This is a genomic window from Vreelandella lionensis, assembly GCF_002087295.1.
Taxonomy (GTDB): domain Bacteria; phylum Pseudomonadota; class Gammaproteobacteria; order Pseudomonadales; family Halomonadaceae; genus Vreelandella; species Vreelandella lionensis.
The window spans coordinates 1-22757 of the sequence record NZ_MWVI01000034.1 but is presented as its reverse complement, the minus strand read 5'-3'; the positions used below and the strand labels follow the sequence as shown (position 1 = coordinate 22757).

The following is a 22757-nucleotide window of genomic DNA, read 5'->3' as shown; positions in this document are numbered from 1 at the left end:
GATATCAAAGACCACTACTCACCAAGCGAACATAATATACGGCATGACGTCATCCGTTGCGCTAGGGCACAAGCGCAAACGCACGGTAGTAGTTATTGCTTTTGATCTGCTTAAACAACGACATCGTTTGTCCGTCGTATCGGCCTGGGTAGAAGAGTACCAATGGCTTATGGCCAAGCGGCCCGTGTAGGGCATTTAACAAGCTGTGCGCACGCACCATGGGCCATAGGCTACCCACACCGGTAAGCAGCACAATATCGGGGTCATGCGACAAAGAGTGTCGGATAAGGTATGGGGCGAACTTGTCCATGTGCAGCGGCCCACGTAGCGCTTTGAGCAGTGCCGCATCGCCTTTGCTTTTTTGCATGGCAATGGCTTTATCCAGGAAGCCGCGCTCAGTCAGGTAATCCTTTAGCACTTCCAGCAGATTGACCTGCGCCATTTTGATATCAGGGTGCTGGCGTGCCATTAATGAGGGGAGGAAGTTCAGGTAGGCACGCACCTGGAATTCATGCTCTGGGGCGTAATCGAAAATCCAGAAGCCCAGTTCATTACCCAACCCCTGGCCCGCTAAAAAATCGGGCCGCGTGATTTTCTCAGCGACTTGGTTCAAACGCGCCCGAAGCTGGTCATCCTCGTGGTGGTTAAAGCCGCTGGGGGGTGGGTACTGATCACTCTGTGACATGCGGATGCGTCCCTGTGTCTAGCATGTTGGATGCGAGAGGTTTTCTAATGCAAACGGCTGATTGAGCAAGACTATGCCGCCAGCTACATAGCTTGCAAGATCTACTTAGTCGCGTTTTGAAGAAGCCACGGCTTTTGACAAGCAGGCATGTACTATGGGCACCTATCTTAGCAAGCGACAACAGGTACTCAAGCGGACGTGCTGGTAGGTTTCAAGCAAGCTTTTTACTTCTGGACGCAGCAACAAGGGCTGTAACTTGCGCGAGCGACTGGACGCCAGTGCGCCAACGTCGGCCAACATACGGTACACCACCTGCCCCATTTTACGTTTCGAGCTTTCGGCCCACCCTGCTATTGCTACATCGCGGTGGGCACGCTCAGCTAAAAACTCATCCCACTGATAGGCCTGAAGCGCCTCCGTCTGGGTTAAGAACGCATCGGCGACAACACTTTCAAGAAACTCCACCAATAGCAGGTTACGTGCCATCGCCGCACAGAAAGACACCTGTGTGGCGAGCTGGTCGTCGCCATCACGTAGCGCTTGCCAAAAAGGTGGCTCCAGCTTCTCTAAGCGCTTACGAATAGCTTGACCTGCACGTTTAGCAGTGGCGGGACGGTTCTTCTGGAGGCGGTTATCAACGATGATTGCCTGGTGCCACTGCCTTTCATCAGCATTAGAGAGCAGCAAATCGGCAACGGCACGGCTTTCGCGCACCATCAGACCACCGCCGATCAGGTCAGAATTGTAGCTGAAAGAAGTCAAAAGGTGCTCATCAAGGTCAATTACATTGGAATTGCAGGCAGCTGATCAGTAACGAGATCAGCTTTCGCTAGGCGCACTGCCCTTTTTAAGCTGTTCCAACAAACGTTGGCGTTCTGCAGGGTCGAGTTTATCTAACTCAAGAATCAATTCTGCCACGGTATCGTCTTCGCAGAAAAAATAGGGAATGGGCACCTCTAGTGCCTCTGAAAGCCTCTTCAGCAACTGGAAATTGGGCGCATGCTGCCCCTTTTCATACTGCGTCATACGCGCACTCGCCAAATTCGGCTCCATGCCGAGGTATTCACCCAACTGCCTTTGTGTCATACCCGCTGCTTGCCTGGCGGCTCTCAAGCGATCTGGAAGCGGACTGTCCATGAAAACACCATCGCTACTTGGAAAGCCGCTAGGCTAGCGCAAGATGACACAAAAATATGCTAAGAGATTCTTAGCAAGAATGCAATGGTATTGTTTTAGAAGTGCCCGTATTGTTATTTACCGAAATGAGACATCTGAATAATTGTTTAATTTTTTGAAAATAATTCACGCGTTGGGATTTTACGAGTAAACTGTGTCGCAACAAATGTTTCAGATTCCACAGTTGAATAACGGTTATATGAAGAGTATTTCGAAACTTCACTAATCGGAACATCTTCTAACTCAAGCTCAAAAGGGTTATCCGCCCCTAAAAAAAATTTATCGCATGCCTCTAAAAAGTGTTGCCTACGAACAGTGCTATCATTTTGTGACAATGCCACACAAAGCGCGCCCTCTAACACTCTTTTCACTTGCCTTGTTTCGCCTCGTGTAACAGAAAACAAAGGGAACAAAATTTCATCAACATGAATACTAGGGGCTTTTTTAAAACCCATTTTAGACGCTAAGCCCTTAATAAAACGTGTAAACTCAATTCTGTCTTCTAAATTGAAAAACTTAAAATAAGGCAATTCTATTGTGCACATCAAGCGTGAAGCCCACTGGGGCTCATTTAATATTTCAGCAGCCCAAGGCATACCGACAAGAACTATAGGAATACCTGCTTTTTCATTTACCAACTTTAATATATTAGCTATTCTTTGTTTTTCTTCAACGGACTTGAACTCTATTAACTCCTGAAATTCGTTAATTATTATAATTTCAGATTTGCATTTTTTCAACATCTTAACTAATGCTTCAGCAAGACCCGCCTCCCGCCTCCTCTCTCGCCTAGTATCAGCTCCGAATTGCCCTAAATCCATCATGAGCTGTATCAACATGCTTTCAACATCTGGTTTACTTGGAATTCTTGAAACAAGCACAGGCTTAATAACGGTGCCATTTTCAACATACTCTGGATATTGAGATTGGAACTCTTGAACCAGCCTACTCTTTCCTGAACCAGGGTCTCCTATTATTAACATACACTGTTGTTCTCCCCCTAGAGCATGATTAGCTTTCAGAATTTCTAAAGAACTTATGGCTCTTGCAACAGACGAATGCTTGACATAGCAATTCTTGAAATAAATTTGCTGCTCTAATTTTTCGTTACTCATTAACATATTCATGAGTAGGGCTCCAAATCATCAGAAATTCTTTTCCATTCTTCGTCATTTGGATTTACATCACTGTGTGACTTATTTCCTTTCTCGATATCACTTATTTCCCTACTAGTAAAGCCATCTATGATAGAGCTAGGGTTTTCACTTGATATTCCAAAATAAGCCGCCGCCTTTTTAGTTCCTTTAATTTTTTTCTTTGAAGCGGACACTTCCTCTGCAATTTCACAAACTCTATCGTCAATCAATTTTTCAGCTTCCGCAATACCTACATAATCAGTTTTCGAATTTATAAAATTACGATGTAATTTACGTCTTACTTTTAGCTGAAAAACACTCAGCCCATCATATAAGTGATCTGGGTCAACAGCAGAAACCCTGATATATTCTTTTTTTTCTACCAAATAAACATATATGTAAGAGACATCGTCTGGATCTCTCTTAACAACAACCTTCACTACTTTGCTACCAGGTGGCGGTGGGGTAATCTTACGATACTCCACCAACTCTTCATTAGTATAATCGATTCTATCAATGCTTATTCCCCCTCTTCGCAGAGTACACAGTTCAGTAGGAAAGGCTTCAATTTTAAATTTTTTTTCTTCAAAACCACTATATAAAGGAGGAGGATACTTTTTACAACTAATATCCCAAGATAATGCAGGTATTCTCGTCATCCTGCTATCTGGCGACTGGTTATAAATATCAATTATCCAAATATGCATTAGCTCAATAAAATAGGAAAACGGAAGGATTGCATCTTTCTCAGGTTTATAACCAGCTAACTGTTGGGCATTAGAAAAAGTAGTGCCAGGTATTTCTTTCACAAACTTAGAATTATAAATTGAAAACAACCTTTCAACTAAAGGTTTTTTCCAAGGTTTACCCACAGGGTTAAATTCAATGTTTATACCGACTGATGCGCAGAAAAATTCTAAATTTTTTGACCAGAACTCAGCTCCATTATCGACAACTAGCGTTTCAATTTTACCTTGACACGGCCAATCTTTTTTAATCATTGGATATTTTTCAACAACATCTTCTTTACTTAAACACGCGTTCATGATTGCGCTTCTTATTGAGTTATAACTTGGCTCCTGAAAGCTAAGATAAAAACCAATTATACACCTACTATGGCAATCTATTAAGATTGTTAAATACGGCCTTCCTATAGGAATGAGCAATGTATCGTCTAATAAAATCAAGTCGAGAGGTGTATGATCAATCTCAACGCGCTCCATCACACGTTCTGCCGCGGAAAACTTATTCACAACACGGTAATTTTTATCGGCCTCAGCTTTACCAAAACGCCCTACCTCTACTTCGTAGGGAGAAATTTTCTTTACACGTTTGTAAAATGCAGATTTTGTAATAGGTTCAATAGCATTATCAGGGTGCGCCCTGTTATATAGTAGTATATTGTTAAAATAGTGATAATAAGCGGTAGATACATGCGGCCTCTCTCTTTTGAGAAACTTTTCTTCCACAGCTTTTTTATAAAAATCCGCATCATCTCTTTTTGAATTTCCAGCGTTTTTCACTAGTCCTTTCGCAGAAACCAATGATTTTGGCCCAATGTCTTGATCGTAATTTTTATGCCATCTTGCAACACTTCTCCATGATGGCTTTTTTTCAATATGGCCTTGCTCTAACAACGAGTCTAAAAGTGGTTCAATATTCTTTTTCGTCCACCCACCCTGGAGATGCTCATTAACTAGAACGATAACTTTATACTTATAATACGCTTCCTCTTGTACGCTTTTGCTTAAGGAATCAAATGAAATATAAGAAAGGCGCTCAGGCGCATTTAGATATTGTCTATCTACAACTGCGGATGCTTCCCCACTTTGGAAGCCTGGGAATTCATCACTAAAAAATTCGATGCTCATTGCCCACCTCCAACCCAAATTAGAGATTCATATCCAAACGTTTCATCAATATTTATGAGAACTTTTCCCGAAGCAACTAACCACATAACGTCAACCAAGACCTCAGCTGAGTCAGCACCACACAGTTCAGAAATATCAGCAATAGTTAAACCATGAGACTTCTTTATCAATTCGTGAATTTTTTTACGAGATACCGCCTCAGTATAAAGCCCTGCATATCGGTTAATTAGTTTCAGATTTCTCAGTTTTGGAATTGAACTGATTTGATGATCAGTGACTAGATTAGCTCCTTTTGCCCAGCATTTCAACCGCCTTTTTTTTAGCGGTAAAACGCTGGATGAAATCATGCTTCAAAGCTTCTGGAGGTGGCTTTATTTCAACAAACACCTTCTTTCCTGAGCGGCAGAAAAGCTCAAAGTCGGGTGTGTAAGAGCAAGTCCTGTTTTCAAATTGATAATAAAAGCCTTCTGGCTGAGCAACGAAGGAACTTACCTCGTTGGCATATTCAAAATGAAAGCAGGCATTAAATTCGAGGGAGGACTCAACAGTCTGGACATTGCCATTCTTGTGACTGGCAAATTTATAGATGTGCTTGACGGGAGAAGGACGCAAGGTACGGGTATACATGGCAGTACACCTATTTTTGTTTTATTACTACAAAAGTAGGTTATGCCACGAGAAAAGGCAAAAAATGACAACAGCAGGACAGTTTGTGCCACTTTGAAGGAGAAACGACAGAAATGGAGGCGGCCCCAAAAGCCACATCCCGGCACACGCAGCCACCACTACCGTTGCTCCCTTCCGGGCCTGGCGGGGTTCGCAGTTTAGCGTTGCGGGAGGACCTAAGGGGCCACCATAGTCGTATGCTTATGAACTACATACTTGCGCTGATTGGTGGCTACGCCCTGATTTGAACAGGGGACCCCATCATTATGAGTGATGTGCTCTAACCAGCTGAGCTACGTAGCCTTTTCGACATCAGCGGGTGCAGAGTATGCCTATATGAGTGACAAAAGGCAAGCCGAAACGGCCTGCCTTTTTTCATCGTGCGACTCACTAAGCGCAAACGGGCTTACAGCGCTGCTTTGACAACAGGCAGTGCTTCTTCGCCTTCACGCGTGGTCACGCCTTCTAGCCAAGCCTCGAGTACTTCCGGGTGATCATTGAGATACGTACGCGCCGCTTCGCGAGGTTCGACACCCTCGTCCATGATGGCGCTCATCAGCTGGTTTTCCATCTCCAGCGTGAATGTCATGTTGTTCAGCAACTCACCGACGTTCGGGCAGGACTCCACAAACCCTGCGCGGGTATTCGTGTAAACCGTCGCCCCACCTAAGTTAGGACCGAAATAATCATCCGCGTCGGAGAGATACGCCATCTCGTAGTTACTGTTCATCGGATGCGGCTCCCAGCCCAGAAACACCATCCACTTCTCATTCGGAACCCGTGCGCCTAGCTCCGCCAGCATACCCGCCTCGCTGGAATCAACTACTTGCCAGTCACCTAGCCCATAGGCGTCATCATCAATCATCTGCTGGATGAGCTCGTTACCGTCATTACCTGCTTCAATGCCGTGAATGCGCTGCTCAAACTGTTCTGCATGCTCGGCTAAATCGTTAACAGAAGTCACGCCAGCGTCATACACATACTGCGGCACGGCGAGAGTGTACTTAGCACCTTTGAGATTGGCGGTCAGACGCTCAACCTCCCCTCGCTCAATGTACGGGTCGCTGATCGAAGCCATGGAAGGCATCCAGTTACCCAGGAACACATCAAAATCGTTATTACGCATACCTGCATAAGCGATGGGCACCGAGACAGTATCCACACGGGGCTCGTAGCCAAGCGCTTCGAGCACTTCGCTGGCCAGCGCCGTGGTTGCCGTTATGTCTGTCCAACCCACCTCAGCAAAACGAACGCTACTGCATTCATTGGCAAACGCCGTGACTGGTAAAAAAGCGGTGATGAATAAAGTGCCCAAACGACGCGTTGTTACTTGTTTCATAAAGCTCTTCCCTCATGATCTGTTTTATTGACACACGCTCTGCAAACAACAGACGCAGAGGTGAGAAGCGATCAGGCATACTTTTATTGATTGAACGTTCAATAAAAAAATGCCATCATACTCAGGTAATCATGCCTACTCCTGCTTTTCAAGGTGAGGAGCCAATGGGCATTCAACGTCATTAGGAGATAGCTGTGCCTAAGGTGGGAATGGAACCAATACGCCGCCAGCAGTTAATCAAGGCCACCATGGCGGCCATTGATGAGGTTGGCCTTGCCGAAGCGACGGTGATGCGCATCGCCCGACACGCAGGGGTTTCCGCGGGCATTATTAGCCACTACTTTGGCGGAAAAGATGGCCTGCTTGAGGCTACCATGCGCCAAATTTTGACGGATCTAAGCGATGCCGTGGCCGCGCGACGCCATGCGTTAGAAGACGATTCACCGCGTGCGCACATTGGCGCCATTATTGAAGGCAACTTTGATCGTACCCGGGCCACCGCCCCGCCGCTAAGACGTGGTTAGCCTTCTGGGCCAGCAGCATGCACAAGCCCGTACTTCAGCGGCTTCAGTATGTGAACGACCGTCGTCTTTACGCCAATCTTTGCCATCAGTTTCAACGGGTAATGCCAAGAGCCGATGCCCGCAACGCCGCTCGTGGCCTAGCCGCCATGATTGATGGTTTATGGCTGCGCGGAGCATTAACGCCCGAAGGCCTGGATGCCGCAGAAGCGCGCCATCTTGCGCACACCTATCTCGACCAGTTACTGACTCATTACGGATGCTATCAAGACGCATCCACTGCCGATTTTTATTAAGGAGATCAACATGGCCGTTCAAAACGTACAACCCCTCTATATTGGTGGTCGCCCGGTTGATGCCACCTCCGGCGAAACATTTACCGTTACCAATCCTTACGACGGCAGCCTGTTGGCCACTATCGGCCAGGCGAGCCAAGCCGATGTCAACAGCGCCGTTCAAGCAGCGCAGCGTGGCCAGCGCGAATGGGCCGCCATGACCGGTATGGAGCGCTCACGCATCCTGCTGCGTGCCGTAGCACTTCTTCGTGAGCGTAATGACGAGCTTGCTGAGCTAGAAACCCGCAATACCGGCAAGCCCATTAGCGAAACCGCCAGCGTCGATATCGTGACCGGTGCCGATGCTCTGGAGTACTACGCAGGCCTTGCCCCGGCGATTGAGGGCAGCCAAATTCCCTGGCGCGATAGCTCGTTTGTTTACACCCGCCGCGAGCCGCTAGGTGTCATTGGTGCGATTGGTGCCTGGAACTATCCGATTCAAATTGCCTGCTGGAAAGCCGCTCCTGCGCTCGCCGCTGGCAATGCGATTGTGTTCAAGCCCAGTGAAGTCACCCCGCTAACGGCGCTTAAGCTTGCCGAAATTTTCACCGAAGCAGGCCTGCCAGACGGTGTGTTTAACGTCGTTCAGGGCGATGGCCGCGTAGGCGCCATGCTGACCGAACACGAAGGCATTGCCAAAGTCTCGTTCACCGGTGAAGTGGGCACAGGCAAGAAGGTCATGGCAGCGGCCGGTGGCTCTACGTTGAAAGACGTGACGATGGAGTTGGGCGGCAAGTCACCGCTAATCGTGTTTGCAGATGCCGACCTCGACCGCGCAGCCGATGCCGCCATGATGGCGAACTTCTACTCCAGCGGCCAAATCTGCACCAACGGCACTCGTGTGTTTGTCGAGCGCAGCGTCAAAGAGGCGTTTGAGGCCAAGCTGGTAGAGCGCGTGGCGCGCATCAAAGCAGGCGACCCGATGGACCCAAGCGTCAACTTTGGCCCGCTGGTGAGCTTTGAGCATCAGGAAAAAGTGCTCTCTTACATTGCGCTTGGCAAAGAGCAAGGAGCGCGTGTACTGGCCGGTGGCGAAGCGTGGAACAGCGGAGAATTGGCCAAAGGCGCCTGGGCTGCCCCTACCGTGTTCACCGACTGCACCGATGAGATGCGCGTTGTTAAAGAAGAGATCTTTGGTCCGGTGATGTCAGTACTCGCCTTTGATGACGAAGACGAAGTGATCCGCCGCGCCAACGACACCAAGTACGGCCTGGCCGCGGGCGTGTTCAGCGAAAGCCTGAACCGCGCGCACCGCGTGATTCACCAGCTGGAAGCAGGCATCTGCTGGATCAACACCTGGGGCGAATCTCCCTCTGAGATGCCGGTCGGTGGCTACAAAGAGTCCGGCATTGGCCGTGAAAACGGGGTGGAAACGCTGAATCACTACACCCAGACCAAGTCCGTACAGATCGAGATGGGCCCGTTTGAGTCAGTGTTTTAACGACTGAATCAACACTCTCAAACATGGCGGCACAGATAGGCATTTTTACATCTTGTCTACCTGTGCCCGCTTATTACCCTCTTGATGAGAGAAACATTGATGTCTCAACCACGTGAATTTGATTACATTATTATCGGGGCTGGCTCTGCGGGTAACGTACTCGCCACTCGCTTGACCGAAGATAGCGATGTCAGCGTGCTGCTGTTGGAAGCCGGTGGCCCTGACTATCGTTTCGATTTTCGTACCCAAATGCCCGCAGCCCTGGCCTACCCACTGCAAGGCAAGCGCTATAACTGGGCGTTTGAAACCGACCCCGAACCGCACATGGACAACCGTCGCATGGAGTGTGGCCGTGGCAAGGGTCTTGGCGGCTCATCGCTGATCAACGGCATGTGCTACATCCGCGGCAATGCCCTGGATTACGATAACTGGGCCAAACAGCCCGGCTTGGAAGAGTGGGACTACCAAAGCTGCCTGCCCTACTTCAAAAAGTGCGAAACCCGCGATATCGGCCCGAACGACTTCCACGGTGGCGATGGCCCGGTCAGCGTGACCACACCCAAAGCAGGCAACAACCCGCTTTACCGTGTCTTTATCGAAGCGGGCAAACAGGCTGGCTACCCGGAAACCGACGACGTCAACGGCTACCAGCAGGAAGGCTTCGGCCCCATGGACCGCTTTGTAACGCCGAAGGGCCGCCGCGCCTCTACTGCCCGTGGCTACCTGGACACTGCCAAACAGCGCAGCAATTTAACCATCGAAACTCACGCCGTCACCGATGTCATTGAGTTCGATGGTAAGCGCGCCGTCGGCGTACGCTACGAGCAGAAAGGCCAGCCCCAGCAGGCACGCGCACGCCGTGAAGTATTGCTGTGTGGCGGCGCAATTGCCTCACCGCAGATTCTCCAGCGCTCAGGCGTCGGTAATTCGGAGTGGCTGAAAGAGCTGGGCATTCCCGTGGTGCACGACCTACCCGGCGTCGGTGAAAATCTGCAAGACCACCTGGAAATGTACATTCAGTACGAGTGCAAAGAGCCTATTTCCCTCTACCCGGCGCTGAAGTGGTACAACCAGCCGAAAATTGGTGCCGAATGGCTGTTTAACGGCACCGGCGTGGGTGCCAGCAACCAGTTTGAGTCCTGTGGCTTTATTCGCAGCCGTGATGAAGAGGAGTGGCCGAACCTGCAGTACCACTTCCTGCCTATCGCCATTAGCTACAACGGCAAGAGTGCCGTTCAAGCGCATGGCTTCCAGGCCCACGTAGGTTCCATGCGTTCAGAAAGTCGTGGTCGTATTCGTCTGACGTCCAAAGACCCCCACGCGGCACCGAGCATTCTGTTCAACTACATGGCCAAAGAGAAAGATTGGGAAGAGTTCCGCGATGCGATTCGCTTAACCCGTGAGATCATCGCCCAACCTGCGTTTGATCAATACCGAGGCAGGGAAATCGCCCCCGGCCCAGACGTGCAGAGCGACGAAGAGCTTGATAGCTTCGTCAAGCAGCACGCCGAAACCGCCTACCACCCCTGCGGTAGCTGCCGCATGGGCGAAGGCGAGATGGCCGTCACCGACGCCCAAGGCCGCGTACATGGGCTTGAAGGGCTGCGCGTGGTGGATGCCTCACTGTTCCCGGTCATTCCTACCGGCAACCTGAACGCGCCAACCATCATGCTGGCAGAAAAAATCGCCGACCGTATTCGGGGTCGCGAGCCGCTGCCCCGCGCTAACGTTGAGTACTACGTTGCTAACGGAGCACCGGCAAAGCAGGCGTAAGTGACACACTCGCCTTTGATAAAACGCCATGGCCTAGCGCCATGGCGTTTTTTTATGCCCCAACTGCGCTACAGTAAAGCGTATATAGCGAACGTATAACGGTGAAATGCTTGCACTTAGACAGGCGTCTCTGCGAATATTCAAACATACGTTTAAATACGTTCATTAATAACCATCCACGGAGATCCCCCCATGCTCACCTTACTACTTATCGTGCTGGCCGTTGCGGGCTTGCTCGTGGTGATGCGCCGCGAGGCAGGTGCCACCGCTGCCCTTGCCCTACTAGGCGTACTGGGCTTAATTGGCGTAGTGTTAGGCGCACCGATCATAGGCACGTTGCTACTCATTGCCGCCGCCGCAGTAGCCGTGGCGGGCCTGCCTGCACTGCGCAGCAAATGGCTAACCCCGCGTATTTTTGCCACTTTCAAAAAGGTAGCGCCGAAAGTATCGGCTACCGAGCGCACCGCGCTGGAAGCGGGCAGCGTTTCCTGGGATGGAGAGCTTTTCTCAGGTAAGCCCCAGTGGCAATCGCTGCTCGACTTCAAAGACGACGGCCTAAGTGACGAAGAGCAGGCGTTTTTAGACAACCAATGCTCAAAAGCCGCTGGCATGTGCAACGCCTGGGATATCGCCCGTGAGCGCGCCGACCTGCCCCAAGAGCTGTGGGACTACCTGAAAAAAGAAGGCTTCTTCGGCATGATTATTCCGAAGGAGTACGGCGGTTTGGGCTTCTCTGCCAAGGCGCAATCCATGGTGCTGCAGAAGCTCTCCGCCAACGAAACCCTGATGGTGCCTGTAGGCGTGCCCAACTCTCTCGGCCCAGGCGAACTGCTGCTGAAGTACGGCACCCAAGAGCAGAAAGACCACTACCTGCCCCGCCTGGCCGATGGCCGCGAAATTCCCTGCTTCGGCCTCACCGGCCCCCGCGCGGGTTCTGACGCGACCTCACTGCCGGATACCGGTGTGGTATGCAAACAAGTCATTGACGGTGAAGAAGTGGTGGGCGTGCGACTCAACTTTGAGAAGCGCTGGATTACCCTTTCCCCCATCGCTACGGTTGTTGGCCTAGCATTCCGCCTTTTCGACCCGGAAAAGCTGCTGGGCGATGAAGAAGATCGCGGCATTACCCTGGCGCTGATCCCCCGGGATACTCAGGGTATGGACATTGGCCGTCGCCACCACCCGATTGGCAGCCCGTTTATGAACGGCCCGATTAAGGGTAAAGACGTGTTCGTACCGCTGGACACCATTATCGGTGGCCCGGATATGATCGGCCAAGGCTGGCGTATGCTGGTGGAGTGTCTCTCGATTGGCCGCTGCATCACGCTGCCCTCCGGTGCCACCGGCACCGCGCGCTATGCACTGGGTTGGAGCGGCGGTTTTACCCGCGTGCGTCGTCAGTTCAACGTACCGGTGGCCGAGATGGAAGGCGTGCAAGAGCCTCTGGCCCGCATGGCGTCATTGGCCTACATTTCGGCAGCCACGGTGTACCAAACCGCCAACCTGATCGACCATGGCGAAAAGCCAGCGGTACCCTCTGCCATCCTGAAAAGCCAACTAACCGAGTTCCAGCGCGTACTGCTTAGCGATGCGATGGACGTGCACGGTGGTAAAGCAGTGACGCTTGGCCCGCGTAACTATCTGGGTATTGGCTATAGCGCTAACCCAGTGGCCATTACCGTTGAAGGCGCGAACATCATGACCCGCAACCTGATGATCTTTGGTCAGGGCGCGATTCGTTGCCATCCTTACGTGCTGGAAGAGCTGGCTGCCAAAGATGCCAACGATGTGAAAGCCTTCGATAAGGCCTTCTTCGGCCATGCAGGCTTAATCTTTGGCAACGCGGCGCGCGCCTTCACGCTAGGACTAGGCCTTGGCAAACCGAGCGTTCCGTTTAGCGGCCCCGCTGTCGGTTATGCCCAAGATATCGCTCGCCTCTCCGCCGGTTTCGGCCTGTGTGCGGATGCTGCGATGGCCAGCCTCGGCTCTACGCTGAAAAAACGCGAAATGCTTTCCGCTCGCCTGGGCGATATCCTTTCCAACCTCTACCTTGCTTCTATGGTGCTCAAGCAGTGGCATAACGGCAATAAAGTAGAAGGCGAAGAAGCCCTACTGCATTACAGCATGCAGTTCCTGCTAAACCGCGCAGAGCAGGCCTTTGTTGAGATTTTTGACAACCTGCCAAACCGTGCGCTGGGTAAAGTATTGAAAGTTGTGGTGATGCCCACCGGCCGCCGCTGGAACAAACCCCACGATGACTTGGCCCGCGACATTGCCCAGCGGGTGTCTACCCATAGCGCGCTGCGTAGCAAGCTGCTTGCCAACACCTGGGACAAAGATGACGGCACCGTTAGCAATCCGCTGGCCCGCTATAACGCTCTGCTAGGGGATTATGAACGCGCGGAAGTGATTTACCGCACGGTGAACAAGGCCTATACCAAAGGGGAACTGCCGCAAACGGCACTCCACCCCGAAGCACGGGTAGAGGCAGCGCTTGAAAAAGGCTTGATCAATGAAGAAGACGCCGCCTTTATGCGCACGTTTGAAGCCGAAGTGCTAGAAATGCTGACCGTCGATGACTTTGCCTACGACGCCTTTGCCAACGATAAGTCGACGCTGATTGACCATAACGCGGCACCGGCCAAGGCCTCTTCGCCAACAGAAACCAGCGTCAAGTAGCCTACTCCCGACACCTCCCAACCTACCGGCCCTTTCTGGGCCGGTTTTTTTTGCCCTCTTTCTATGTTCTAAAACGAAGCAAACGAACATGCGCGACTCCCAGAGCCACTCATGGCGCACCACACCGTTTTGTCAGCCGTTTGAAAAATCGCTTTTTTGCTCTTTTCTACGCCTAAAAGCGAATACAAACGGCCATCAAAAGCGTTGCAAGTTCGCAAATGATCAACTAGCCTTTCGTCAATGAAAATATCGCACGGGTTGGTTGCCACACAATAAACGCCCAATAAGTACGGCCAGCCACCCTCCCTCGCGATCAGCGCACTACGCCATTTATCGATACCACCTATCAATAACAACGACGCTAGCGAGATCGGCATGTCCTTACATTTGCAAAATATCGACCACGTCGTCGGGGGTCAGTCCCATATCAGTGGGGTTAACCTCGAATTGGAACCCGGTTCCTTTAACGTATTGCTGGGACGCACGTTGGCGGGTAAAACCACGCTCATGCGTCTAATGGCAGGCTTAGAGCAGCCCACCCGCGGGCGTATCTTCATGGACGGCAAAGATGTCACCGGCGTTTCGGTTCGCAAACGCAACGTATCCATGGTCTACCAGCAGTTCATCAACTACCCAAGCATGACGGTTCGCGACAATATCGCCTCCCCTTTAAAGCTGGCCAACACGCCTCAACAGGAAATTGACCGCCGTGTTGGCAGTATTGCTGAAATGCTGCATATCGAACATCTGCTCGACCGCTACCCCCAAGAGCTCTCAGGGGGGCAGCAGCAGCGCACCGCCATGGGCCGGGCGCTAGTCAAAGATGCCGACCTGATTCTGTTCGACGAACCGCTAGTGAACCTGGATTACAAACTGCGCGAAGAGCTACGCGATGAGCTACGCGAGCTGTTTAAGGCGCGCAACTGTATTGCCGTTTACGCCACCACCGAACCCAACGAGGCGCTTGCTCTAGGCGGCAATACGGCGGTACTGCATGAAGGCAAGCTACTGCAGTACGGCCCCACCGAACAGGTGTACCGTGAGCCCAACGGTCGTCATAGCGCCGAGATGTTCTCCGAACCGCCGATCAATATCGTGCCCGGAAAGCTGACCGCGACGGAAATCACTTTCGACCAGTCGCTGCACTTCCCCTGCGACCCCGGCCTTCAGCGGCTCACACCGGGCGATTACGACTTTGGCGTACGCGCCTCGCATATCACCCTTAAACCTCAGTCTGCCGATGATCTAGAACTGCCGGTACTGGTCGACGTTGCGGAAATCAGCGGTTCCGAAACGTTTTTGCACGTGCGTCATGAACGCTTCCCGCTGGTGCTTCACTTGGCAGGTATCCATGAGTTTCACGTGAACGACGCGATTAACGTCTACTTCCCGACGCATCAGCTGTACGCCTTTGATAAACAGGGCAGCACCGTGCATATCCCCTCTTCTGCTCAAGGGAGCGTTGCCCATGGCTGAGATTACCTTAAAAGGCTTGGCACACAGCTACAGCAAAACCCCTAGCAGCCATAGCGATTACGCGATTCGTCAGATGGACCACGTGTGGCACCAGGGCGGCGCTTATGCACTGCTCGGCCCGTCGGGCTGCGGTAAATCAACTCTGTTGAACATCATTTCCGGTCTGCTGGAGCCTTCAGAAGGCGACGTGCTGTTCGATGGCCACCGCGTGAACGAGCTGCCGCCGGAAGAGCGTAATATTGCCCAGGTGTTCCAGTTCCCGGTGATCTACGACACCATGACGGTGTACGACAACCTGGCTTTCCCGCTGCGTAACATGAACACCCCAGAGTACAAGGTCGACCCTAAAGTTCGGGAAATTGCCGATATCCTCGATCTCACGCCACTACTCTCTCGGAAAGCCAAAACCCCCACCGCCGATGAGAAGCAGAAGGTCTCTATGGGCCGCGGGCTAGTCCGCGTTGATGTCTCCGCGATCCTGTTTGACGAACCCTTGACAGTGATAGAACCGCAGCTCAAGTGGAAGCTGCGCCGTAAGCTCAAAGAGATTCATGAGCGCTTCAATATCACCATGATCTACGTCACCCATGACCAGCTTGAGGCGTCTACTTTCGCCGACAAAATTGCGGTGATGTACGACGGTCAGGTGGTGCAATTCGGCACGCCACGGGAGCTTTTTGAAAAACCGGCGCATACCTTCGTGGGTTACTTCATTGGCAGCCCAGGAATGAACTTTCTGAGCGTCTCTCACCAAGCGGGCAAAGTGATGTTTGGCGAGCTGCCGCTACCGGTGAATGAGGCCGTTAGCCGCAGCGTGGCCGCCGCAGGCTCCAGCAATATCAAGCTTGGCATTCGTCCGGAGTTCATTACGGTCAGCAACTCGCCGGAGCCAAACAGCGTACCGATTGAAGTGGTCAACCTGCAGGACTTGGGGACCTACTCGCTGCTGAGCTTTACCTTGAACGGCCAGTTGTTCAAAGCGCGCCTGCCTGAAGGTCACGCGCCGGTAGGTGACGCTGCCCATGCAGTGTTTTCCGATCAGCACATCGCGCTCTACGTCGATGAATACCTAGTGGAGATCGGCCATGAATAATAAAGTACTCAATAACCGCGCATGGCTGCTGGTACTTCCCATGCTGGTACTGGTGGCTTTTTCGGCCATCATCCCCTTGATGACCGTGGTCAACTACTCGGTTCAGGACGTGCTGGGCCCTAATGCCCGCTTCTTCACCGGCACCGAGTGGTTCCACAGCATTCTGAACGACTCTGCGCTGCGCGACGCGTTCGTGCGCCAGATTCTGTTTTCCCTGACCATTCTCGCCATCCAAGTGCCTTTAGGCATCGGCATTGCGCTAATTATGCCTAAACGCGGCTGGCAGGCCTCAGCTGTCTTGATCTTGATTACCCTGCCGCTGCTCATTCCATGGAACGTGGTGGGCAGTATTTGGCAAATCTTCACCCGTGGCGATATCGGCCTCATGGGCTACGGTCTGCGGGAGCTAGGGATCAACTACAACATTACCCGTAATTCGGGCGATGCCTGGGCAACCAGTATCGGGATGGACGTTTGGCACTGGACTCCGCTGGTGGCCATGCTCTGCTACAGCGGCCTGCGTTCGATTCCCGAGGCTTACTACCAAGCCGCGCGTATCGATCGTGCCTCTAAATGGGCTATCTTCCGCTACATCCAGCTTCCCAAACTCACTAACGTACTGGTCATTGCGGTGCTGCTGCGCTTTATGCACTCGTTCATGATTTACGCCGAGCACTTTGTACTGACCGGCGGCGGCCCGGGTAGCTCCACCACCTTCCTGAGCCAGTCACTCGCGACTATGGCGATCGGCCAGCAGGATCTGGGGCCCTCTGCCGCGTTCTCGATCATCTACTTCCTGGTTATTTTGCTCGTGAGCTGGGTGTTCTACACCACCATCATGCACATGCAAAAAGATAAGAACCCGCACGGGGGAGCATGATATGTACCGCTTAGATAACGCCCAGCAGGGCGAGAAGTACAACACCATATTTAGCAGAACCACCCCGGCACAGCGCCGTAAACCGCAATGCGCGCAGCCGCTTTCGCTCGCGGTTTCTGTTGGGGCTGTACCTGTTCCTGATGATCCTGCCAATTTATTGGCTGATCAATATGTCGCTGCAGACCAACAGCGAGATTCTGGGTTCCATGACGTTATGGCCCAAAAACCTGACGTTTGATAACTACATCGGCATTTTCACTAACTCCAGCTGGTACATGGGCTATGTGAACTCAATGCTGTATGTGGCGCTCAACATGCTGATCACGATTTGCGTGGCGCTGCCTGCCGCCTATGCGTTCAGCCGCTACCGTTTCATTGGCGACAAACACCTGTTCTTCTGGCTGCTCACCAACTTAATGGCACCGCCTGCGGTGTTTCTGCTGCCCTACTTCCAGCTCTACTACTCAGTAGGCCTGTTTGATACCCACATTGCCGTGGCCCTGGCCCACTGCCTGTTTAATATTCCGCTGGCCATCTGGATTCTGGAAGGCTTTATGAGCAGCGTGCCAAAGGAGATTGATGAGACAGCGTATATCGACGGCTACAGCTTTCCGCGCTTCTTTATCAAGATTTTCATTCCTATGATCCGCTCCGGTATCGGCGTCACGCTGTTCTTCCTGTTTATGTTCTCTTGGGTAGAGCTGCTGCTGGCACGCACGCTGACCGCCACCGACGCTCAACCGATCGGCATGATCATGACACGGACCTCCACCGCTTCGGGCATTGATTGGGGCACGCTTGCCGCCGCGGGTGTACTCACCATCGTGCCAGGCATTTTGGTGGTCTACTTCGTTCGTAACCATATCGCCAAGGGCTTCGCCCTGGGCCGCACCTAAGGAGCACCGCCATGACTTGGATGGTATGGACTACCCCGACTGCCATTTTCTTTTCATCCATTGCAGCGATGCTAGCAGGGATGACGCTGTGGGAGATTTTATCGCCCACCATCGAACGTAAAGGCTTTTTACCGATTAGCACTACTCGTGGCGACCGGCTGTTTATCGGCCTGCTTTCCGCCGCGTTTATTCACCTGGGTGTTATTGGCTTCACTACGCTATCCATCTGGATAGCACTGGCACTATCAGCGGTATGGCTGCTGGTGTTGATGCGCTGGGGTTAGGCCAACGGCCCACTCAGCGGATGTACGGCGGTATCAAGGACGCTCACGTTATCAAGGAAGAGCACAACAAAACGAGGTCAACATGCGTAATAACAAGTTCAAACTCACTACCCTCGCCGCTAGCCTCATGCTCGCCTCGGGGAGCCTGATGGCAGATGACCATGACGCAAGGGCAATCGCCGAGCGCTTGGTGGATGAACACTTCCAGGACTCGACGCTCAGCCGTGAAGAGCAGATTGAAGAGCTGCTCTGGTTTGCCAAGGCTGCCGAACCTTTCCGCGGAATGGATATTCAGACCGTGGCCGAGGGCTTGACCACCCACGTGTACGAAAGCGAAGTGCTCGCCCCTGCGTTTAGCGAGCTGACCGGCATTAATATCACCCACAACATTATTGGCGAAGGCGATGTGGTTGATACCATGCAGAACCAGATGCAGTCGGGCAACAGCATCTACGACGGTTTTGTAAACGACACTGACTCCATCGGCACCCATATTCGCTACGGTACTACCATCAACCTAAGCCAAGCCATGGAAAATGAGTGGGCGGATTACACCCTGCCTACTCTGGATCTAGACGACTTCATCGGCCTGCAGTACGGCACCGGCCCGGATGGCAGTCTCTATCAACTGCCTACCCAGCAGTTCGCCAACCTGTACTGGTTCCGCTATGACTGGTTCCAACGTGAAGACCTGCAAGAGCAGTTCCGTGAAATTTACGGCTATGACCTAGGCGTGCCCACCAACTGGACTGCCTATGAAGATATCGCCGAGTTCTTTACCGAGCATGTCGGTGAAATCGACGGTACCAAAGTTTACGGACACATGGACTACGGCCGTCGCGACCCGTCGCTTGGTTGGCGCTTCCATGACTCCTGGCTCTCCATGGCAGGTATGGGCAGCCCCGGCGTACCTTCCGGTAACCCGGTGGATGACTGGGGTATTCGTGTCAACGAAGATAGCCAGCCGGTCGGCGCAAGCGTTAGCCGTGGTGGTGCTACCAACTCCCCCGCCTCTGTGTTTGCGATGCAGAAAGCCGTGGATTGGCTGCGTGACTTCGCGCCACCTGAAGCACAGGGCATGACCTTTGGTGAAGCTGGCCCCGTGCCCGCCCAAGGCCACATCGCTCAGCAAATCTTCTGGTATACCGCCTTTACCGCCGATATGACCGACCCGTCTGTTGCTGTGACTGACGATGAAGGCAATCCATTGTGGCGCATGGCACCTTCCCCCACCGGCCCGTACTGGGAAGAAGGTATGAAAGTCGGTTATCAGGACGTAGGCGCTTGGACGTTCTTCGACTCCACACCTGAAGACCGCCGCACCGCTGCTTGGCTATTTGCCCAGTTCACCGTAGCGAAAACCACCTCGCTGGAAAAACTGATGGCTGGCCTGACGCCGATTCGCGAGTCTGACATTTTCTCTGAGCAGATGACCGAAATGGCACCCAAACTGGGCGGTTTGGTGGAATTCTACCGCAGCCCGAACGAGTCTAACTGGACGCCTACCGGTACCAACGTACCTGACTACCCACGTATGGCCCCGCTGTGGTGGCAGAACCTAGCTCCGGTCATGAGTGGCGAAGTCACGCCGCAAGAAGGTCTTGATAAGCTCGCGGCCGATATGGACAACACCATGAACCGCTTGGCCCGCGCCAACGTCTTCGACAGCTATGCCCCAGTGCTGAACGAAGAGCGCGACCCGCAGTACTGGCTTGATCAGGAAGGTTCACCGAAGCCGAAGCTTGACGATGAAATGCCGCAGGGAACCACCGTTCCTTACGATGAAATGATGGAAGCATGGATGGCGGCCGGTACCCGCTAATACCTGCCGGGCGGGCGAAAGCCCGCCCATTATACTGGTGTCATCAGCGGGTCCGCATGGCGTTCTTCACTGCTTGAGACCACACACCAACATGGGGCTTTTTCTTAATTAATTGGAACCGCTATGAAACTGCGTAACCGTAATGTCGAGAAATTGCACACTGATGACTTTGACGCACTGATTATCGGTGGCGGCATCAATGGTGCAGCAACCGCCGCCGCCTTAGCGGGCAAAGGTGCCAAAGTGGCCCTGATTGATCGTGGCGACTTTGCTGGCAGTACCAGCATGCACTCCTCAAACGTGGTTTGGGGCGGCATTAAATACATGGAAAGCAAAGACTTTGCACTGGTGCGCAAGCTCTGTAAAAGCCGCAATCACTTAATAAAAAGCTACCCCTCTACCGTTCAAGAAATTCGTTTTCTCACCACAATTACTAAAGGTTTCCGCCACTCTCCACGCTATTTGTGGGCGGGCACCTGGCTCTACTGGCTGATGGGCAACGGTTTTACGAAGCTGCCGCGCTTGCTCTCGCCTAAAAAGATCAAGCAAGAAGAACCGATTATTGATCTCAACGGTGCCGTTGGCGGGTTTGAATACTCTGATGCTTACCTGCACGATAACGACGCCCGCTTTGTGTTTAATTTTGTACGCCATGCGCTGAACTACGGTGCCGTGGCCGCTAACTACGTTGAGTCATTGGGCGCTGAGCGCGAGGGCGACATCTGGGTCACTAAGGCGCGCAACGTGATGGATGGCAGCACGTTCAACATCCGCTCTAAAGTGCTGATTAACGCCGCTGGCCCCTGGGTTGACCAACACAATGCGCTCACCGGGCAAAAAACCACCCACCAGCACCTTTACTCCAAAGGCATTCACCTCATCGTGCCGCAGCTGACAGATACCAAGCGGGTGCTGGCTTTTTTTGCGGATGACGGGCGGCTGTTCTTCGTAATTCCAATGGGTAACCGTACGTGCATCGGCACCACCGATACTCATATGGAGCATCCTGAAGTGGATGTCACGGCTGACGATATCGCGTTCGTTTTGGAAAACATCAACAAACGCCTAACGCTCGACAAACCGCTGACCCAAGACGATATTATCTCTACCCGCTGCGGCGTACGCCCCTTGGCCATTAAAGCCGATCAGGGCAGCGACCGGGATTTCTTGCAGCTATCGCGCAAACACGTGATCGATACCAACCCAGAGAGCGCGCATATCAGCATCTTTGGCGGCAAACTGACAGACTGCCTTAATGTAGGCGATGAAATTGCTGATGAAGTTAAGCGGCTAGGCGTTACGTTAACCGACCCGAACTTCCTTTGGTACGGCGAGCCGCCCGAAGCAGTCAAACAGCAGTTTATGGATCAAGCCAAGCGGATGAACCTGGATGCGATGACGGCTACGACGTCCTCAGAGCCACTCTCCTCGCGGCTTTGGCGACGCTACGCCGAACAGGCCATGCCTATGCTGGAAAAAATCCGCCAAGACCCATCCGAAGCCGATATTCTTATTGAGGGCACTGAGTACATCCGCTGCGAGTTGGAGCACGCCCGAGATCACGAGATGATCACCCAGCTTGAGGACTTCCTGCGCCGACGGGCAAAAGTGTCACTGGTCGTTCACCATGAGCAGTTGCGCCAATCCGCTGGTCTTAAAGAGGCGTGTCGCGTGCTATTTGGTGATGCCGCAGAGGAGCGCTTTGCTACTTACTTTGAAGAGAACCGTGATACCTCCCGCCCACGTTTAGAAGTGCTTTCTTAACAGTATGCAATTAACCTTAATCGCTTAAAAGAGCACTCTTAGCCATACTTATTAAACACGAAAAAGCCCTCTGCTAATTTAATAGCAGAGGGCTTAAAAGTGTTAAGCAAGCTAGTGAAGGGTTACTCTTCGTGCTCGACTAACAGCTGAGAGTCGCCCGCTAATACTTCATCCCATGCTTCTTCCAGTGTGCAGCCTGAACGGCTATCAATGGTGTCAATAACTTCGACAGCATGTTGGAGCGACTCACGGTTGCTTTTCAGCGCCAATACCAGCTTGGCTAAATCTCGTTTACTGAAAGAGGTAGCGATACGGTCAGCTTGTTGGCTCAATTCGATGCAGTTCATACTAAGTCCCTCATGGTATGGTCAACCGCTGCTTGCTATTGTTTAAACTTCGTTTATTAAATAATCAAGCAGCCATCTTAATTAACGACGAATGGTGACGTTGCTACTCATGCTGGGCCGGGTAAGTGCCCAGTTCGGTAACTGCGAAACGGTCACAAGCGTTACAAGACCTTCGCCTTAAGCGCCCTGGTAATACGGCAGCGCCTAGGTGTGTAGCAAGAAGCAGTTCGGCATATCGGGATAACAAAACACCGCCCTGATCCATGACTTCACTATGGGTGACAGACGCTATGCTCACAATGCATCATTGGCCGCAGGTGGGGTTGTAGTTTGACTACATCACGGCGTCAAAAGCGGTATTGGTGATGATTACTTTCAGGAAGGAAGTTAAACGACTGTTTTAACAGAGATCAAACATAAGAAGCGAGACTGCTAACGAAGTGATAAAAAGTAGAGACTCGCGAAGAAATTAAAAAGCGAGTGAATTTTACACCTAAATAACGATACATCCATACGACTAAGGGCGATAGCGACACTAGACAACAACATCAAGTAGGAAGGGGAGTCGCCTCC

The 22757-nt window shown here is 52.2% G+C and carries 20 protein-coding genes, 1 tRNA gene, 1 other RNA gene and 1 pseudogene; 12 read left to right on the top strand and 11 right to left on the bottom strand.

Translation table 11 applies throughout. From position 1 onward, the window contains the following. Positions 1-61 precede the first annotated feature (61 nt). From B4967_RS04175 to B4967_RS04135, 10 genes are all read right to left on the bottom strand, one after another. On the bottom strand, positions 62-685 hold the full coding sequence (locus tag B4967_RS04175; protein ID WP_207953571.1) for a DUF1788 domain-containing protein: 624 nt from the start codon (positions 683-685) through the stop codon (positions 62-64). Positions 686-847: 162 nt separating this feature from the next. Next, positions 848-1447: a DUF1819 family protein gene (locus B4967_RS04170; protein ID WP_083023770.1), complete on the bottom strand. Its 600-nt coding sequence runs from the start codon at positions 1445-1447 to the stop codon at positions 848-850. Positions 1448-1504: 57 nt separating this feature from the next. Beyond that, on the bottom strand, positions 1505-1822 hold the full coding sequence (locus B4967_RS04165) for a helix-turn-helix domain-containing protein (protein WP_009095642.1): 318 nt from the start codon (positions 1820-1822) through the stop codon (positions 1505-1507). Between the two features lie 146 nt (positions 1823-1968). Beyond that, positions 1969-2988 carry a TniB family NTP-binding protein gene (locus B4967_RS04160; RefSeq protein WP_083023768.1) on the bottom strand — a complete coding sequence of 340 codons (1020 nt, stop codon included), beginning with the start codon at positions 2986-2988 and terminating at the stop codon, positions 1969-1971. After that, positions 2985-4868, bottom strand: coding sequence for a Mu transposase C-terminal domain-containing protein (locus tag B4967_RS04155; protein ID WP_083023766.1), 1884 nt, complete (start codon positions 4866-4868; stop codon positions 2985-2987). Before B4967_RS04155 ends, B4967_RS04160 begins: the two co-directional genes overlap by 4 nt. Next, complete coding sequence (locus tag B4967_RS17730) at positions 4865-5215, bottom strand: hypothetical protein (RefSeq protein WP_139794398.1); 351 nt, start codon at positions 5213-5215, stop codon at positions 4865-4867. The genes B4967_RS04155 and B4967_RS17730 overlap by 4 nt, the downstream gene beginning before the upstream one ends. Then, positions 5151-5495, bottom strand: coding sequence for a TnsA endonuclease N-terminal domain-containing protein (locus B4967_RS04150; RefSeq protein WP_083023764.1), 345 nt, complete (start codon positions 5493-5495; stop codon positions 5151-5153). Before B4967_RS04150 ends, B4967_RS17730 begins: the two co-directional genes overlap by 65 nt. Before the next feature lie 123 nt (positions 5496-5618). Next, positions 5619-5715, bottom strand: an RNA gene (gene ffs / locus B4967_RS04145) — signal recognition particle sRNA small type. Between the two features lie 45 nt (positions 5716-5760). After that, positions 5761-5837, bottom strand: a tRNA-Met gene (locus tag B4967_RS04140). A 103-nt stretch (positions 5838-5940) separates the two neighbouring features. Further along, positions 5941-6873: a choline ABC transporter substrate-binding protein gene (locus B4967_RS04135; protein ID WP_083023763.1), complete on the bottom strand. Its 933-nt coding sequence runs from the start codon at positions 6871-6873 to the stop codon at positions 5941-5943. A 209-nt stretch (positions 6874-7082) separates the two neighbouring features. Between B4967_RS04135 and betI the strand changes: the two are divergent. From betI to B4967_RS04075, 12 genes and pseudogenes are all read left to right on the top strand, one after another. After that, positions 7083-7690, top strand: a pseudogene (gene betI / locus B4967_RS04130) (transcriptional regulator BetI). Positions 7691-7700: 10 nt separating this feature from the next. Next, positions 7701-9170: a betaine-aldehyde dehydrogenase gene (gene betB / locus B4967_RS04125; protein WP_083023761.1), complete on the top strand. Its 1470-nt coding sequence runs from the start codon at positions 7701-7703 to the stop codon at positions 9168-9170. A gap of 99 nt (positions 9171-9269) precedes the next feature. Continuing rightward, a complete protein-coding gene (betA, locus tag B4967_RS04120; protein ID WP_083023759.1) occupies positions 9270-10943 on the top strand; it encodes a choline dehydrogenase in 1674 nt (557 codons plus the stop codon). Between the two features lie 192 nt (positions 10944-11135). After that, entirely contained in the window at positions 11136-13622 is a 2487-nt protein-coding gene (locus tag B4967_RS04115) for an acyl-CoA dehydrogenase (RefSeq protein ID WP_083023757.1), read from the top strand. Positions 13623-13997: 375 nt separating this feature from the next. Next, positions 13998-15098, top strand: coding sequence for an ABC transporter ATP-binding protein (locus tag B4967_RS04105; protein WP_083023753.1), 1101 nt, complete (start codon positions 13998-14000; stop codon positions 15096-15098). Next, positions 15091-16191, top strand: a complete 1101-nt coding sequence (locus B4967_RS04100) for an ABC transporter ATP-binding protein (RefSeq protein ID WP_083023751.1) — start codon at positions 15091-15093, stop codon at positions 16189-16191. Before B4967_RS04105 ends, B4967_RS04100 begins: the two co-directional genes overlap by 8 nt. Beyond that, the gene (locus B4967_RS04095) at positions 16184-17071 is read left to right on the top strand and encodes a carbohydrate ABC transporter permease (RefSeq protein WP_083023750.1); all 888 of its coding nucleotides are present in this window, start codon (positions 16184-16186) and stop codon (positions 17069-17071) included. Before B4967_RS04100 ends, B4967_RS04095 begins: the two co-directional genes overlap by 8 nt. A 1-nt stretch (position 17072) precedes the next feature. Continuing rightward, on the top strand, positions 17073-17309 hold the full coding sequence (locus B4967_RS21185) for a hypothetical protein (protein ID WP_192859192.1): 237 nt from the start codon (positions 17073-17075) through the stop codon (positions 17307-17309). Beyond that, entirely contained in the window at positions 17212-17967 is a 756-nt protein-coding gene (locus tag B4967_RS04090) for a carbohydrate ABC transporter permease (RefSeq protein WP_139794400.1), read from the top strand. Before B4967_RS21185 ends, B4967_RS04090 begins: the two co-directional genes overlap by 98 nt. Positions 17968-17978: 11 nt before the next feature. Continuing rightward, positions 17979-18251 (top strand): DUF2160 domain-containing protein, encoded by a 273-nt coding sequence (locus tag B4967_RS04085; protein WP_083023748.1) that lies wholly within the window; start codon positions 17979-17981, stop codon positions 18249-18251. A gap of 82 nt (positions 18252-18333) precedes the next feature. Continuing rightward, positions 18334-20073 (top strand): ABC transporter substrate-binding protein, encoded by a 1740-nt coding sequence (locus B4967_RS04080; protein ID WP_083023746.1) that lies wholly within the window; start codon positions 18334-18336, stop codon positions 20071-20073. A gap of 123 nt (positions 20074-20196) precedes the next feature. Further along, a complete protein-coding gene (locus B4967_RS04075) occupies positions 20197-21837 on the top strand; it encodes a glycerol-3-phosphate dehydrogenase/oxidase (protein ID WP_083023744.1) in 1641 nt (546 codons plus the stop codon). 122 nt (positions 21838-21959) lie between these two features. Here the strand turns inward: B4967_RS04075 and B4967_RS04070 are convergent, their stop codons facing one another. Then, a complete protein-coding gene (locus tag B4967_RS04070; protein ID WP_083023741.1) occupies positions 21960-22184 on the bottom strand; it encodes a hypothetical protein in 225 nt (74 codons plus the stop codon). Positions 22185-22757: the final 573 nt, after the last annotated feature.

Excerpts from the sequence above, each read along its gene's own strand:
- B4967_RS04070 (WP_083023741.1), bottom strand. The coding sequence starts at position 22,184 with ATGAACTGCATCGAATTGAGCCAACAAGCTGACCGTATCGCTACCTCT.
- B4967_RS04105 (WP_083023753.1), top strand. The coding sequence starts at position 13,998 with ATGTCCTTACATTTGCAAAATATCGACCACGTCGTCGGGGGTCAGTCC.
- B4967_RS04135 (WP_083023763.1), bottom strand. The coding sequence starts at position 6,873 with ATGAAACAAGTAACAACGCGTCGTTTGGGCACTTTATTCATCACCGCT.
- B4967_RS04155 (WP_083023766.1), bottom strand. The coding sequence starts at position 4,868 with ATGAGCATCGAATTTTTTAGTGATGAATTCCCAGGCTTCCAAAGTGGG.
- B4967_RS04150 (WP_083023764.1), bottom strand. The coding sequence starts at position 5,495 with ATGTATACCCGTACCTTGCGTCCTTCTCCCGTCAAGCACATCTATAAA.
- B4967_RS04160 (WP_083023768.1), bottom strand. The coding sequence starts at position 2,988 with ATGAATATGTTAATGAGTAACGAAAAATTAGAGCAGCAAATTTATTTC.
- B4967_RS04090 (WP_139794400.1), top strand. The coding sequence starts at position 17,212 with ATGATCCTGCCAATTTATTGGCTGATCAATATGTCGCTGCAGACCAAC.
- B4967_RS04080 (WP_083023746.1), top strand. The coding sequence starts at position 18,334 with ATGCGTAATAACAAGTTCAAACTCACTACCCTCGCCGCTAGCCTCATG.
- B4967_RS21185 (WP_192859192.1), top strand. The coding sequence starts at position 17,073 with ATGTACCGCTTAGATAACGCCCAGCAGGGCGAGAAGTACAACACCATA.
- betB (WP_083023761.1), top strand. The coding sequence starts at position 7,701 with ATGGCCGTTCAAAACGTACAACCCCTCTATATTGGTGGTCGCCCGGTT.
- B4967_RS04075 (WP_083023744.1), top strand. The coding sequence starts at position 20,197 with ATGAAACTGCGTAACCGTAATGTCGAGAAATTGCACACTGATGACTTT.
- B4967_RS04085 (WP_083023748.1), top strand. The coding sequence starts at position 17,979 with ATGACTTGGATGGTATGGACTACCCCGACTGCCATTTTCTTTTCATCC.
- B4967_RS04100 (WP_083023751.1), top strand. The coding sequence starts at position 15,091 with ATGGCTGAGATTACCTTAAAAGGCTTGGCACACAGCTACAGCAAAACC.
- betA (WP_083023759.1), top strand. The coding sequence starts at position 9,270 with ATGTCTCAACCACGTGAATTTGATTACATTATTATCGGGGCTGGCTCT.
- B4967_RS17730 (WP_139794398.1), bottom strand. The coding sequence starts at position 5,215 with ATGATTTCATCCAGCGTTTTACCGCTAAAAAAAAGGCGGTTGAAATGC.
- B4967_RS04095 (WP_083023750.1), top strand. The coding sequence starts at position 16,184 with ATGAATAATAAAGTACTCAATAACCGCGCATGGCTGCTGGTACTTCCC.
- B4967_RS04165 (WP_009095642.1), bottom strand. The coding sequence starts at position 1,822 with ATGGACAGTCCGCTTCCAGATCGCTTGAGAGCCGCCAGGCAAGCAGCG.
- B4967_RS04115 (WP_083023757.1), top strand. The coding sequence starts at position 11,136 with ATGCTCACCTTACTACTTATCGTGCTGGCCGTTGCGGGCTTGCTCGTG.
- B4967_RS04175 (WP_207953571.1), bottom strand. The coding sequence starts at position 685 with ATGTCACAGAGTGATCAGTACCCACCCCCCAGCGGCTTTAACCACCAC.